At 63.6% G+C, this 13,369-nt stretch carries 12 protein-coding genes; 9 read left to right on the plus strand and 3 right to left on the minus strand.

Features of this window, described 5'->3' with window-relative positions:
• Window positions 1-79 precede the first annotated feature (79 nt).
• From ABIA96_RS22105 to ABIA96_RS22130, 6 genes are all read left to right on the plus strand, one after another.
• The gene (locus ABIA96_RS22105) at window positions 80-484 is read left to right on the plus strand and encodes a GFA family protein (RefSeq protein ID WP_354139159.1); all 405 of its coding nucleotides are present in this window, start codon (window positions 80-82) and stop codon (window positions 482-484) included.
• A 217-nt stretch (window positions 485-701) separates the two neighbouring features.
• Complete coding sequence (locus tag ABIA96_RS22110) at window positions 702-1,916, plus strand: aminotransferase class I/II-fold pyridoxal phosphate-dependent enzyme (RefSeq protein WP_354139160.1); 1,215 nt, start codon at window positions 702-704, stop codon at window positions 1,914-1,916.
• 9 nt (window positions 1,917-1,925) lie between these two features.
• On the plus strand, window positions 1,926-4,400 hold the full coding sequence (locus tag ABIA96_RS22115) for a DNA translocase FtsK (protein ID WP_354139161.1): 2,475 nt from the start codon (window positions 1,926-1,928) through the stop codon (window positions 4,398-4,400).
• A gap of 152 nt (window positions 4,401-4,552) precedes the next feature.
• Window positions 4,553-5,311: an outer membrane lipoprotein carrier protein LolA gene (locus ABIA96_RS22120; protein WP_354139298.1), complete on the plus strand. Its 759-nt coding sequence runs from the start codon at window positions 4,553-4,555 to the stop codon at window positions 5,309-5,311.
• A 154-nt stretch (window positions 5,312-5,465) separates the two neighbouring features.
• Complete coding sequence (gene xth, locus ABIA96_RS22125; protein WP_354139162.1) at window positions 5,466-6,281, plus strand: exodeoxyribonuclease III; 816 nt, start codon at window positions 5,466-5,468, stop codon at window positions 6,279-6,281.
• Window positions 6,282-6,444: 163 nt separating this feature from the next.
• A complete protein-coding gene (locus ABIA96_RS22130; protein ID WP_354139163.1) occupies window positions 6,445-7,923 on the plus strand; it encodes a hypothetical protein in 1,479 nt (492 codons plus the stop codon).
• A gap of 37 nt (window positions 7,924-7,960) precedes the next feature.
• Here ABIA96_RS22130 and ABIA96_RS22135 read toward each other — a convergent pair whose 3' ends face one another.
• Together ABIA96_RS22135 and ABIA96_RS22140 are read right to left on the minus strand one after the other, a co-directional pair.
• Window positions 7,961-8,404, minus strand: coding sequence for a cyclic nucleotide-binding domain-containing protein (locus ABIA96_RS22135; protein ID WP_354139164.1), 444 nt, complete (start codon window positions 8,402-8,404; stop codon window positions 7,961-7,963).
• 60 nt (window positions 8,405-8,464) lie between these two features.
• On the minus strand, window positions 8,465-9,151 hold the full coding sequence (locus ABIA96_RS22140; protein ID WP_007598630.1) for a response regulator transcription factor: 687 nt from the start codon (window positions 9,149-9,151) through the stop codon (window positions 8,465-8,467).
• Between the two features lie 204 nt (window positions 9,152-9,355).
• Here ABIA96_RS22140 and ABIA96_RS22145 point away from each other — a divergent pair, with 204 nt between their 5' ends.
• Both ABIA96_RS22145 and ABIA96_RS22150 read left to right on the plus strand, forming a co-directional pair.
• Window positions 9,356-9,925: a L,D-transpeptidase family protein gene (locus ABIA96_RS22145; protein ID WP_354139165.1), complete on the plus strand. Its 570-nt coding sequence runs from the start codon at window positions 9,356-9,358 to the stop codon at window positions 9,923-9,925.
• Between the two features lie 6 nt (window positions 9,926-9,931).
• The gene (locus ABIA96_RS22150) at window positions 9,932-10,705 is read left to right on the plus strand and encodes a 2-keto-4-pentenoate hydratase (RefSeq protein ID WP_354139166.1); all 774 of its coding nucleotides are present in this window, start codon (window positions 9,932-9,934) and stop codon (window positions 10,703-10,705) included.
• Window positions 10,706-10,872: 167 nt separating this feature from the next.
• On the opposite strand, the gene ABIA96_RS22155 is transcribed toward ABIA96_RS22150, so the two are convergent.
• Entirely contained in the window at window positions 10,873-11,562 is a 690-nt protein-coding gene (locus ABIA96_RS22155; RefSeq protein WP_354139167.1) for a YggS family pyridoxal phosphate-dependent enzyme, read from the minus strand.
• A 107-nt stretch (window positions 11,563-11,669) separates the two neighbouring features.
• On the opposite strand from ABIA96_RS22155, the gene ABIA96_RS22160 reads away from it, so the two are divergent.
• Window positions 11,670-13,367, plus strand: coding sequence for a diguanylate cyclase domain-containing protein (locus tag ABIA96_RS22160; RefSeq protein WP_354139168.1), 1,698 nt, complete (start codon window positions 11,670-11,672; stop codon window positions 13,365-13,367).
• Window positions 13,368-13,369: the final 2 nt, after the last annotated feature.

Consider the following 13,369-nt stretch of genomic DNA (forward strand, 5'->3'; position numbering starts at 1 on the left):
CAAAGAAGAAAAGGATTGCCATTCCAGATTGCCGGCGCAGAACTAACGACCACAACGAACAACAAACCGGGAGGTCGTCATGCGTTTGGAAGGCGGATGCTATTGCGGAGAAGTACGCTACGTGGCCGAGGGCGATCCGATGATGCAGGCCCAATGTCACTGCCGCGAGTGCCAGTACATCTCGGGCGGCGCGCCCAACACTTTCATCGCGATGCCGGCGGCGGGCTTCAGCTACATCACGGGGCAACCCAAGCAATTCACGCGCAAGGATCTCGAGCGCGCCGTCACACGTGAGTTCTGCGCCGAATGCGGCACCCATCTGGTGACGAAAGTTCCGGGACTGCCGGCGGCGGTCCTGAAGGTCGGCACGCTGGACGAACCGAACCAGTTCCATCCGCAGATGGCGATCTACACCTGCGACAAGCAGAAGTTCCACGCGATCCCGGAGGGCATGGCGACGTTCGAGAAGCTGCCGGGGCACTAGACATCGATCGCGCCAGCAAGACGGTGTGCTTCCTCTCCCGCAAGCGGGAGAGGATAGAACCGCCCACGTTGTTATCCGGCCTCATTATTCCCGCTCTGGACGGACCGACCGACCGATGGTTAATCGCGTCTTAACCTCGCCCTATCTATGGTGAACTGAACCGCTTTCCCGCCGGCGTATCCATGCGTCGGCCGTTCCAAGAGTGCTGGCGCCCAGAATGGTCATGACCGCTTCATCCCGTGCGCCGCAGGCCGGTGGAAGCTCCGACAGCGAGCGCTCGCCCTTCGTCCGGCTGAACGAGCTGTTGGCGCCGCATCAGCCCGGCAAGCCCTTGATTTCGCTCGCGGTCGGCGAGCCACAGCATCCGGTTCCGGATTTCGTCGGTCCGGTCCTGGCCAAGCACATCGCCGATTTCGGCCGGTACCCGATGAACCAGGGCACCGACCTGTTCCGCAAAGCAGCGAGCACCTGGTTATCATCGCGCTTCAGGCTGCCGCGACCGCTCGACCCCAAGAGCGAGATTCTCGTCCTCAATGGCAGCCGGGAGGGGCTGTTCCTCGCCGCGATCGCAGCAGCGCGCTATGTCGGCCCGCGTCCCGGCAAGCCCGCCATCCTGATGCCGAATCCCTTCTATCCGGTCTATGGCGCTGGCGCCGGCGCCGCAGCCTGCGAGCCGGTCTATCTGCCGACCACCGTCGAAAACGGTTTCCTGCCTGATCTCGACGCCATCGACGAAGCGACGCTCGCGCGCACGGTGGCGTTCTATCTCGCGTCACCCGCCAATCCGCAGGGCTCGGTGGCGTCGCGCGATTATTTCACGCGTCTGAAGAGCCTCGCCGATCGCTACAACTTCGTGATCCTGAGCGACGAGTGCTACTCCGAGATCTACACCCGCGAGGCACCGGGCAGCGCGCTCGAATGTGCGGGCCCCGATTTCACCCGCGTGGTTGCGTTCCAGTCGCTGTCGAAGCGCTCCAACCTGCCGGGCCTGCGTGTCGGCTTTGCCGCAGGCGACATGAAGCTGATCGGCATGTTCCTGGAGCTGCGCAATATCGCAGCGCCGCAGGTGCCGGTGCCGCTCCAGCATGTCGCGACCGTTGCCTATGGCGACGAAGCGCATGTCGAGGAGAACCGCAGGCTCTACCGGATCAAGTTCGATCTCGCCGACCAGATCATCGGCAATCGTTACGGCTATCGCCGGCCCGACGCCGGCTTCTGCGTCTGGCTCAACACGTCCGAGATCGGTGACGACGTCTCCGTGACTCTCCGGCTCTTCAAGGAAGCCGGCGTGCGCGTGGTGCCCGGTTCCTATCTGGCGCGTCGTCAGCCCGATGGCTTCAATCCCGGTGCCGGCTACATTCGCCTGGCGCTGGTGCAGGACAGTGAGACCACGGCGCAGGCGCTGCACCGGCTGGTCGAAACTCTGGGTTAGGCGGGGCCCATGAGCATGTCGGCAATCGAACGTGTGATTCCTCTGGTCGGCCATCTGCCGCCCTCGATCCGCGAGGCGTTGAGCCGGCGCGTGCGCGAACTCACCGGTCTCGGCCTGATCACGCTGTCGGGCGTTGCGTCTGCTGCGCTGATGACCTGGTCGGTGCAGGACCCGAGCCTTAGCCACGCGACATCGCGGCCGATCCACAACATTCTCGGCTATGCCGGCGCCATCGGCGCCGACCTCGCGATGCAGATCCTCGGGCTCGGCGCGATCATGCTGATCCTGACGGTCGCGGTGTGGGGCTGGCGCATGATGACCCATCGCCCGTTCGACCGCGAGGCGCTGCGGCTCGGCTCCTGGATTCTCTGCACGGTGATCGCGGCGGGCTTTGTCAGCTGCTGGCCGCATGGTGGCGCCTGGCCGCTGCCGACAGGGCTCGGCGGCGTGGTCGGCGATGCGCTGGTGCGTGCGCCCGCGGTGATCTTCGGGCTGCCCGGCGCGATCTATCGCATGGCGCTCGGCAGCATCCTGTTCGTCGCGCTGGCTGCGACCTTCCTGATTGCTTGCGGGCTCGGCGCACGCGCGCATGACGAAGAGCTCGCGGAGATCGAGGACGACGACAAGCCGCTCGACGAAGACGAGGAGAGCGATCGTGGCTCGGTGTCGCTGGGCTGGCTGTTCCACGCGCTGATGAGCACCAAGGCTCGGCTGATCTGGCTGTTTGGAGCTGCCTATCGCTCGCTGGTCTCGAGCGGACCAAAGGCCAAGGCGGTTGCTTTCAGCCGGCAGGAACCCAATCTCGGTGGCCGCGCCGCGCCTTCGATCTCGCCGCGGTCCGAAGACGAGGACGACGAGGGCGAACACGAAGAAGAGGAAGACGAGGAGGAGGAAGAGGAGGAGCCGGCCGCGCGTGCTCCGCGCAAGAAGGCTGCGCCGAAGGCCGCTTCCAGGAAATCCTCCGACAAGTTCGAGCTTCCGTCCGTGTCCGTGCTGGCCGCGCCCAAGGCGGGCGATCGCCAGCCGCTCAGCAAGGCAGAGCTGGAAGCCAATTCGCGCGCGCTCGAAGGCGTGCTGCAAGATTTCGGCGTGCGCGGCGAGATCGTGAAGGCCAATCCGGGTCCCGTCGTCACCCTGTACGAGCTGGAGCCCGCACCCGGCATCAAGTCGTCGCGCGTGATCGGGCTTGCCGACGACATCGCGCGTTCGATGAGCGCGCTGTCGGCGCGCGTCGCTGTCGTACCCGGCCGCAATGCCATCGGCATCGAGCTGCCGAACGCGCATCGCGAAAAAGTCTATCTGCGCGAGCTGCTGATCGCCAAGGAAACCGTCGACACGGTGGCAAAACTGCCGCTCTGCCTCGGCAAGACCATCGGCGGCGACCCCGTCATCATCGATCTCGCACGCACGCCGCACATGCTGATCGCCGGTACCACCGGCTCGGGCAAGTCGGTCGCAATCAACACCATGATCCTGAGCCTCGTCTACCGGCTGCGTCCGGACCAGTGCCGGCTGATCATGGTTGATCCGAAGATGCTCGAACTCTCCGTCTATGACGGCATTCCCCATCTGCTCACCCCCGTCGTGACCGATCCGAAGAAGGCGGTGGTCGCGCTGAAATGGGCCGTGCGCGAGATGGAAGAGCGCTACAAGAACATGGCCAAGCTCGGTGTGCGCAATATCGACGGCTACAACACGCGCCTGGGCGAATTGAAGGCCAAGGGCGAAGAGCCGACGCGCACCGTTCACACCGGCTTCGACAAGGAAACCGGCAAGGCGATCTACGAAGAAGAGAAACTCTCGCTCGATCCGCTGCCCTACATCGTCATCATCGTCGACGAAATGGCCGACCTGATGATGGTCGCCGGCAAGGACATCGAAGGCGCCGTGCAGCGCCTCGCGCAGATGGCGCGCGCCGCCGGCCTGCATGTGATCCTCGCGACGCAGCGTCCGTCGGTCGACGTCATCACCGGTACGATCAAAGCGAACTTCCCGACCCGTATCGCCTTCCAGGTCACGTCGAAGATCGACAGCCGCACCATTTTGGGCGAGATGGGCGCAGAGCAACTGCTCGGCCAGGGCGACATGCTCTACATGGCCGGCGGCGGCCGCATCAGCCGTGTACACGGCCCATTCGCCTCGGACGAAGAAGTCGAGAAGGTGGTGCGCCACCTCAAGACGCAGGGTCAGCCCGAATATCTCGAGGCCGTCACCGCCGAAGAGTCGACAGAGGGCGAGGATGGCGCGGTGTTCGACGCCACCGGAATGGGCGGGGATGGCGCCGGCGACCTGTTCCAGCAGGCCGTCGCCATCGTCAAACGCGACCGCAAGGCCTCGACCAGCTACATCCAGCGCCGCCTCCAGATCGGCTATAACCGCGCCGCATCGCTTATGGAGCGCATGGAACTGGAAGGCATCGTCGGACCCGCCAATCACGCCGGCAAGCGCGAGATTCTGGTCGAGGAAGAAGACAGCCATATGTGAGGCGAGCGACCTCAAAATCCCATTTCACGCAAAAACGTTATCTGCTTTTGCCCGAAATCACGCTAAAACGACGCCCAGCCACACAGGACGACGCGTTGACCCAACATCCGGACATTCGATTCGCGGCCTCTTTCGCTGCGCGCAGCGCGCGCGTGGCGAGCGTGCTACTGGTCACGGCCGCGATGGTGACCGCGGCGTCGTTTGCGCAGAACGTGCCCGTACCGAAGCCCGCGCCGAAGGGCCGCGACGCTGCTCAGCCCTCGGGCGGACCGTCGATCACGGGTGCAACGCAGGCGCCGCCGAATCCGGTCATTCCCGATCCGCGCCGCAACGTGCCGAGCAGCATCTTCCAAACCTTCGATGCAAACCAGAAGGCGCAGGCGGCCAAGGTCAGCGCCTATCTGTCCTCGCTGTCGACGCTGGTCGGGAATTTCGTCCAGGTCGGCCCCGACGGCAGCAAGACGCAAGGCGATTTCTACATCCAGAAGCCGGGCAAGATGCGCGTCGAATATGATCCGCCTAGCCCGATCGACATCGTTGCCGACGGATCATCGGTGGTCGTGCGTGACCGCAAACTTGCAACCCAGGACGTCTACCCGCTGTCGCAGACGCCGCTACGCTTTCTGCTCTCGGACCGCATCGACCTGATGAAGGACACCAACGTCGTCAGCGTGACCGCGGACGACCTCTTCATCAGTGTGACCATCGAGGAAAAGCAGGCGCTGGTCGGCACCAGTCGCCTCTTGCTGATGCTCGGCGCCAAGGACGGCCAGTTGAAGCAATGGACGGTGACCGACCCTCAGGGCTACGACACCACATTCGCGGTTTATAATCTGGATACGAGCAAGAAGCTCGATCCCAACATGTTCAAGATCGACTTCACCAATTACAACGTGCCATCACCGGGGTAGGTCCCGTAGGGTGGGCAAAGGCGCACTTGCGCCGTGCCCACCATCTCCCGTCGCGGTCGGCATGGTGGGCACGCTTTCGCTTTGCCCACCCTACGAAACCTCGCCTGTGGACAAGCATTTTGCCCGCACCAATCCATGCTATGACGCAATTCGCATGCGTCTTTCCCTGACAACCTGGAACATCAATTCGGTGCGGCTTCGCATCGATCTGGTCGCGAAGTTTCTCAAGAGCGCGCGACCCGACGTGCTGTGTCTCCAGGAGACCAAGTGCATCGACGACGCCTTTCCGCTGAAGCGCTTCAAGCGGCTCGGCTACGAGCACGTCGCGCTGAACGGGCAGAAGGGCTATCACGGCGTTGCCATCGTCTCGAAGATTCCATTCGAATCCACGGACATCCGCACCTTCTGCGACAAGGTGGATTCGCGTCACATCTCGGTGTCGTTCGGCGCAAAAGCCAACATCGCAAAGCCGCTGGTGGTGCATAATTTCTACGTACCTGCCGGCGGCGACATCCCCGATCCTGCCCTGAACGAGAAATTTGACCACAAGCTCCGCTTTCTCGACGAGATGAAGGCGTGCGAACCGCTGCATCCACGCGGAGAAGATCGCCACATCCTGGTCGGCGATCTCAACGTCGCGCCGCACGAGAACGACGTGTGGTCGCACAAACAGCTTCTTAAAGTCGTCTCGCATACGCCGATCGAAACCGAAAAGCTGCAGGCAGCACTCAGCGCCGGTGAATGGGTCGACGTCGCGCGCGACCGCATCCCGATGTCGGAAAAGGTCTATACGTGGTGGAGCTACCGTTCCGCCGACTGGACCGTCGGCGACCGCGGCCGCAGGCTCGACCACATCTGGGTGTCGCGCGCGCTAAAAGACGCGGTCCAGGATTTCAAGATTTTGCGCGATGCGCGCAGTTGGGAGCGACCGTCGGATCACGTGCCGGTGACGGTGACGCTGGACGTCTGAATTTTTGTCTTGACGCGTTTTCTTAACGCGAACCGGTATTCACTGCGCTGGAAAACGCTCCAAGCCTTCGGAGAGGATGATGCGCACACAAGCGCCGTCGGACCCTGCAGAATCACCGGTTCGTGCATGGTGGAATTCCCGTTTCGTCGTCCCGGGATTGATGTTGCTGAGCACGATACCCTTCTGGTTCGTGCACACGCCGCCGCTGATCGATTTCCTCGCCCATATCGGCCGCTACCATGTGCAGCTGCATCTGGCGGATTCGCCGGCGCTCCAGCAGAGCTGGGATTTTCACTGGCAGCTGGTCGGCAATCTGGGCGTTGAATTGCTCATCACTCCGCTGGCACCGGTGCTCGGTCTCGAACGCGCGGCTTGGCTGATTGCGCTGGCGCTTCCGCTCGTCATGATCTCTGCCATCGGGCGGATCAGCCGAGCGTTGCATGGGGAGCTCACGCCCTTTGCCATCGTGGCCGCATGGTTCGCGATGTCCTATCCGTTCCAGCTCGGCTTCGTGAATTACTGGCTTGGCTGTGCGCTCGCGTTTCACGTTTTCGCATCCTGGGTCGAGACGACAGGGAAGAATGGCTCGGTGATGCGTGCCGCGCTGTTCGCGGCGGCCTCGTGCCTGGTCTGGCTCGCTCACGCCTATGGCTGGGTGGTCCTGGTCGTCCTCGTCGGCGCCTTTGAGCTCTGCCGCAGCTGGAATCGCGCGCCAGGAGCGTGGCCTTCCATGGTGCTCGTCATTCTGCGACGCGCCTGGCCCGTCATGATTCCCGCTGTGCTCATGATTGCCTGGCGGCAAGGCAATGGCGCCGCCTCGACGGGGCATTTCTTCGACATCGGCACAAAGGTCCTTGGACTGGTTTGGACGCTGCGTGATCAGAATATCTGGCTGGACACGCTGAGCCTGCTGTTGGCGATCGGCCTGCTGTATTTCGGGATCCGCAGCCGTGACGTCAGGCGCAATCCAACACTGCTGGTCGGAGCAGCGAGCTTCCTCATTCTGATTCTGCTGATGCCAGGCCAGATGTTCGGCGCTGTTTATGCCGATGTCCGGCTATGGCCGGTCTTCTTCATCGTCGGCCTCACCGCCATCGCGCCCACCGGCCGCATGAAGCGCGGCTCCGCGATCATCGCGGGCATCGCGCTGGCTGTTTTTGCGATTCGGATCGTCGCCATGGCTGTCGGGTTTGCGGCCTATGATTCCGCTTACGTGCAGCATTTGCAGGCCCTGAAGGACGTCCCGCGCGGTGCAAGCATCGCGGTTCTGACACGGCCGCCGGCCTGCGAGCAATGGCGTGCACCGCGTGTGGCGCATCTGGGGTCGCTCGCCATCGTCCGACGGGACGCCTTCGTCAACTCGCAATGGGATGCATCGGGTGGTCAACAGTTGCTGACGCCACTCCGTGCCCGCGGCACCGCGTTCAACGCAGATCCGTCGCAGTACATTGTGGTGCCCCCGGGCGGCTGCGATAGCGATCTGAGTGCCACGCTCGCGCAAAGGATCGCGCAAATTCCTCGCGATCGCTTCGACCATGTCTGGTTGCTCGACATCGATGCGTCGCAGCTGGCGGTCATTCCGGGACTGCGGCGGCTTTACCAGGACGACCGCAGCGCGCTGTTTGAATTCAGCAGAGAATGAAATCCGCGGAGGAGGGCACGGCTAAATCCCGCCCCGCTCAGGTGCTCAGCTTCGCACCGGCCATCAGAATGTCGCTCGCGATCTGGCTGGAGCGAACCGCGAATTCGTCGCGGAGGCGAACTGCGGCGGCAGGGTCGCTTTCGAGCACGCGCTGAAACAGGCTTCGCGCGACGCGGATGACGGAGGAATGCTCGATCGCGACAGCGCCGGACGGCCGCTTCATCGGCACGACCAGCGCGAGCTCGCCGATCAGCGTGCCGGGGCCTGCGATCATCTCGGCGCCGGCGCCGTCATCGACGCGAAAGGCACCGCGCTGGACCACGAAGCCGGCGTCGGCATCGTCTCCAAGATTGAACAGGATGTCGCCGCGGACGAAGTCACGCTGCTCGGAGCCGATCGCCAGCATGCGCAACGAGGCGTCTCCCAACAGGCGCAGTGTCGGGACACGCTCGAGCAGCGCTACGTCGTCGTCGATTGACATTCCGGTCCGAGGCTCATGGAACGCGCTAATTTACGACGAATCGCGCGCTCCTGGAGCGTATCACGGCACCAGCTTGTAGCCACCGGCTTCCGTCACCAGGATTTCCGGGTTGGCGGCATCCTTCTCGATCTTCTGGCGAAGACGGTAGATGTGGGTTTCCAGCGTGTGGGTGGTGACGCCGGAATTGTAGCCCCAGACCTCCTGGAGCAGGGTCTCGCGCGAGACCGGCATCTGGCCGGCCCGGTAGAGGAAGCGCAGGATCGCCGTTTCCTTCTCGGTGAGGCGGACTTTTCGCGCATTGGCGGCGGTCAGCATCTTCGAGCCGGGACGGAAGGAGTAGGGGCCGACCGAGAAGACTGCGTCCTCACTGGCCTCGTGCTGGCGGAGCTGGGCGCGGATGCGGGCCAGCAACACGGCGAAACGGAAAGGCTTTGCCACATAGTCGTTGGCGCCTGATTCCAGGCCCAAAATCGTATCGGAATCGGTGTCATGCCCCGTCAGCATGATGATCGGCGCCTTGAAGCCGCCTTTGCGTAAGGAGCGGACCACCTCGCGACCGTCGGTGTCGGGGAGGCCGACGTCCATCAGCACGAGATCCGGGGCGTTGGCCTTTGCGGCGCTCGCGCCCTTGGCGCCAGTATCGACGGCGGAGGCTTCAAATTCTTCGTGCAGCGATAATTGCTCCACCAACGTGTCGCGCAGATCGGTATCGTCATCCACGATCAGGATCTTGCGGGCATTGGCCATAGGGGGTCATCCTTTTGGAGTCCGACGAGGCGCGCATGCATGCCGCACCCAGCCGTGATGGGAAGTTTAAAGGGTCGCTGTTTTTATTGTTGTTCGTGTTGAAGTAGTGGGCTGTTACCGATTCACAAGCCGGAATTACTCTAACCCAGAATAGCAGGCCGTCTTGATGAATGTCCTGTAATGAATATTACATCGCACGTTCATATGAAAAACAAAGCTGTGTCAGTCGGTTACCCCAGGAAACGAGGCTCCGGACCGCTTTCCGCGATCCGCGTTAAGCCCGCCGCCGGCAATCCGCGCAGGGGCTGGCTGACGGCCGGCGCGCTGACGATCCCGGTTGCACTGGGGCGCGGCGGTATTCTGGCGAACAAGCGCGAGGGCGACGGCGGCACCCCCAGGGGCAGCTTTCGGCCCCGGCAATTGTGGTGGCGGGGCGACCGCCACAGCCGGCCCAGGACGTTTCTGCCGGCCCGGATCATCACCAGCGCGGACGCCTGGTGCGAAGATCCCGGCAATCGCCACTACAACCAGTGGATACGGCGCGGGGAGGGAGAGGGCGGTGACCGGCTCAAGCGCGCCGACCAACTCTATGACTTCATCATCGAAATCGACCACAACACCAGGCCCCGCATCGCCGGCCGCGGCAGCGCCGTGTTCCTGCATCTGGCGCGCGACAATTTCGGCCCGACCGCGGGCTGTGTCTCCATGACCAGGGCGGCGATGCTACAATTGCTGCGGCTGATAGGACCAAGAACAAAAATCATCATCGGGTGAGGACACATGCTCGACAAGGATCAGATCGCCGCTGCCTCGCGGGTCCTCGTTCAACATTGGCGTGACGGCAGCAAGCTTGATGCGCTGGAGACGCGGCTGCGGCCGCAGAGCCGCGCCGAAGGTTACGCGGTGCAGGCAGCACTTGGCGGTCAGCTGTTCGGCTGGAAGATCGCAGCAACGAGCGAGGCCGGACAGAAGCACATCAATGTCGCGGGACCGCTGGCCGGGCGCATCATGCGCGACACGGTGATCGCCGATGGCGGCATCGCATCGATGAAGGGCAACGCGATGCGCGTCGGCGAGCCTGAATTCTGCTTCCGCATGGGACACGATCTGGCGCCGCGACCCTCGTCGTACAGTGTCGACGAGGTGCTTGCCGCCGTCGACACCTTGCATCCCGCGATCGAGATTCCGGATTCGCGCTTCATCGATTTCGCCAGCGCAGGCGAGGCGCAGCTCATCGCCGACAATGCCTGTGCCCATCAGTTCGTGCTGGGCGCGGCGACGACCGCAAACTGGCGCGCAATGGATCTCATCGAGGAGCGGCCGCAGATCACGCTGCGCGGTCAGCGCTATGTCGGTCACGGCGCGAACGTGCTCGGCGATCCCCGCGCGGCACTGGCCTGGCTTGCGAACGAGCTGCGCGGACTCGGCCTCACCTTGCGGGCAGGGGAGGTGGTGACGACAGGCACCTGCCATCCGCCACTCCCGATCCAGGCCGGCGATCATTTTGCGGCGGATTTCGGCGTGTTCGGGAAGGTGTCGGTGGGGTTCGCGTAGGCCGCGCGGGCTCCGCCATCATCGCGAGCCCATCTCTCTCCGTCCGTCATTGCGAGCGGAGCGAAGCAATCCAGAGTCCCTCCGCGGAACGATTCTGGATTGCTTCGCTCCGCTCGCAATGACGAAATCAAAAGCGCGTTGGTGGGCACTGCCCTCGCCGACGGCTCTTACCGGTGCCCGAAGATCGCGCTTCCCACGCGCACATGGGTGGCACCTAACATGATGGCGGTCGCATAATCCGCGCTCATGCCCATCGACAGGTTCTGCAATCCGTTGCGCGCGGCGATCTTGGCGGTCAGCGCGAAATGCGCCGCCGGCGGCTCGTCCACCGGCGGGATGCACATCAGGCCGGAGATCGTCAGGCCATAGGTGTCGCGGCAGCTCGCGAGGAAGGCGTCAGCCTCGCCGGGCGCGACGCCGGCCTTCTGCGGCTCCTCGCCGATGTTGATCTGAACGAAGAGTTGCGGGTGCTTGTTCTGGGATTCGATTTCTTTGGCTAACGCCTGGCAAATGCTCGGACGGTCGACCGAATGGATGGCATCGAACAGCGCCACCGCCTCTTTGGCCTTGTTGGATTGCAGCGGTCCGATCAGATGCAGCGCGATGCCCGGGTAAACAGACGTTAACGCCGGCCACTTGCCTTTGGCCTCCTGCACGCGATTTTCGCCAAACACGCGCTGCCCGGCGCCGATCACCGGGGTAATTGCATCCGCCGCGAAAGTCTTGGACACCGCGATCAGCGTCACCGAGGCACGATCGCGCCGCGCATCTTTGCAAGCACGTGCAATCTCCGTCTCGACCTCAGCGAGCGCGCTTGGTGAATCGCCGGTTACCGGCGCGGCATTGGCTTCTGTCATGACGTCGATCAATCGCAGGAGTAACGGAGGTAGTTCCAATTTTACCAAGTTCAAGAAAGAGTTTTTGAACCCTTCGCTTTACCTTAGCCCGCGGGGTGGTAGCGAAGATGGCAAACGTTAGTTTCAACCGCAAACGAGCAAAACTCAAGCAGGTCCTGGGTATCAGGGCCCGGCTTGCGTTGCTCGCGGTGATTCTGGTCGCGCCCTTGATGCTCGAGCGCATTCGTTCGCTTGAAGACACCCGCACCAAGCAGATTGCGCAGGCCGCGGCCGAGTTCACCACGGTGGCAAGGCACAGCGCCGACGCACAACGCGAAGTGATCTCGTCAGTCGAGACCATCCTGAAATCCGAGGCCTTCATTCGCGCATCCGCCGGCGGCGTCAGCAAGAGCTGCGACGTGCTGCGCGCGAGCCTGCCGACGAGCCTGCCCTGGATCCGTACGCTGCTGATCGCCGGCCAGGACGGCCGCATCCAGTGCGCGACCAACAACATGTATGTCGGCCTCGACCTCTCGGACCGGCCCTATTTCCAGCAGGCGCAGCAAACCGGGCGCTTCGTGCTGTCCGACTTCATCCTGTCGCGGCCGGTGCAGTCGCCGACCGTCATGGCGGTCTATCCGGTCTCCGTGTTCAGCGGCGTCGCCGACGCTGTCGTACTCGCAACCGTCAACCTCGACTGGATGTCGAAGGTGATGAACAATCTGGGCGGCCGCGCCGGGATCACGGCGGTGCTGGTCGACAGCGCCGGCACCGTGCTGGCTGCGCCCACCGACCAGCACAGCGCGGTCGGTCGTCCGCTCGACAACATGCCGCTGATGTCGGCGATCGCAGACATGGCCCTGCGCTCAGACCAGGACGAAGGCTCGCTGTCGTTCCTCGCCGCCGACGGATCGCGGCGCGCGGTCAGCTTCATCCGCATCGCCGGCACCAATGCCCGCCTGATCGCCAGCATCGACGAGGACAAGGTGTCCGCGGCGGTCAGCCGCGACATTCGCACTGCCTATCTCCAGCTGGCATTCGTCGTCATGTTCGTGCTGCTCGGTGCGCTGATCGCGGCCGAGAAGCTGGTGATCAAGCCGATCGAAATGCTCGCCGACATGGCCAAGCGTCTCGGCGAGGGCGATCTGTCGGCCCGCGCGGCGCGCAATCGGCTACCCTCCGAATTCGTGCCGCTGGCGCGCGCGTTCAACGCGATGGCCGCCCAGCTCAGCCAGCGCGAGCGCGAGCTGATCGCGACCAACGACCGGCTGACAGTGATGGCCTCGATCGACATGCTGTCGGGGCTTGCCAACCGCCGCGGCTTCCAGAGCCGGCTCGACTTCGAATGGATGCGCGCGCAGCAATATGGCAGCGAACTCGCGCTCCTGATGATCGACGTCGACCATTTCAAGCTGTTCAACGACACCTACGGCCACCTCGAAGGCGATTCCTGCCTGACCCGGCTCGGCGAGTCGCTGTCCGGCATCGCCGCCGACACGATGGGCTTTGCGGCGCGCTATGGCGGCGAAGAATTCTGCCTGCTGCTGCCGAACACCGACGTGATGCGCGCGGTCGAGATCGGCGAGCTGGTGCGTGCCGCAGTGCTGAAGCTCTGCCTGCCGCACATCACGTCCGCGCACATGATCGTCACCGTTTCGATCGGCGTCGCCGCAACGGAGCCGAACGAGACCTTGCGGCCCGGCGATCTGATCGAAGCTGCTGACGCCGCGCTCTACGCCGCAAAACACCGCGGCCGCAACAATGTCGTCGAGCACGGCATTGTGCGGATCGAGGGCACCACCGCCGATATCGCGATGGCGGGCTAGTT

This window comes from Bradyrhizobium sp. LB11.1, assembly GCF_040549385.1.
GTDB lineage: Bacteria > Pseudomonadota > Alphaproteobacteria > Rhizobiales > Xanthobacteraceae > Bradyrhizobium.

Bases quoted from the DNA above. Each gene is read 5' to 3' on its own strand.
- ABIA96_RS22105 (WP_354139159.1), top strand. From the start codon at position 80: ATGCGTTTGGAAGGCGGATGCTATTGCGGAGAAGTACGCTACGTGGCC.
- ABIA96_RS22110 (WP_354139160.1), top strand. From the start codon at position 702: ATGGTCATGACCGCTTCATCCCGTGCGCCGCAGGCCGGTGGAAGCTCC.
- ABIA96_RS22115 (WP_354139161.1), top strand. From the start codon at position 1,926: ATGAGCATGTCGGCAATCGAACGTGTGATTCCTCTGGTCGGCCATCTG.
- xth (WP_354139162.1), top strand. From the start codon at position 5,466: ATGCGTCTTTCCCTGACAACCTGGAACATCAATTCGGTGCGGCTTCGC.
- ABIA96_RS22135 (WP_354139164.1), bottom strand. From the start codon at position 8,404: ATGTCAATCGACGACGACGTAGCGCTGCTCGAGCGTGTCCCGACACTG.
- ABIA96_RS22140 (WP_007598630.1), bottom strand. From the start codon at position 9,151: ATGGCCAATGCCCGCAAGATCCTGATCGTGGATGACGATACCGATCTG.
- ABIA96_RS22145 (WP_354139165.1), top strand. From the start codon at position 9,356: ATGAAAAACAAAGCTGTGTCAGTCGGTTACCCCAGGAAACGAGGCTCC.
- ABIA96_RS22150 (WP_354139166.1), top strand. From the start codon at position 9,932: ATGCTCGACAAGGATCAGATCGCCGCTGCCTCGCGGGTCCTCGTTCAA.
- ABIA96_RS22155 (WP_354139167.1), bottom strand. From the start codon at position 11,562: ATGACAGAAGCCAATGCCGCGCCGGTAACCGGCGATTCACCAAGCGCG.
- ABIA96_RS22160 (WP_354139168.1), top strand. From the start codon at position 11,670: ATGGCAAACGTTAGTTTCAACCGCAAACGAGCAAAACTCAAGCAGGTC.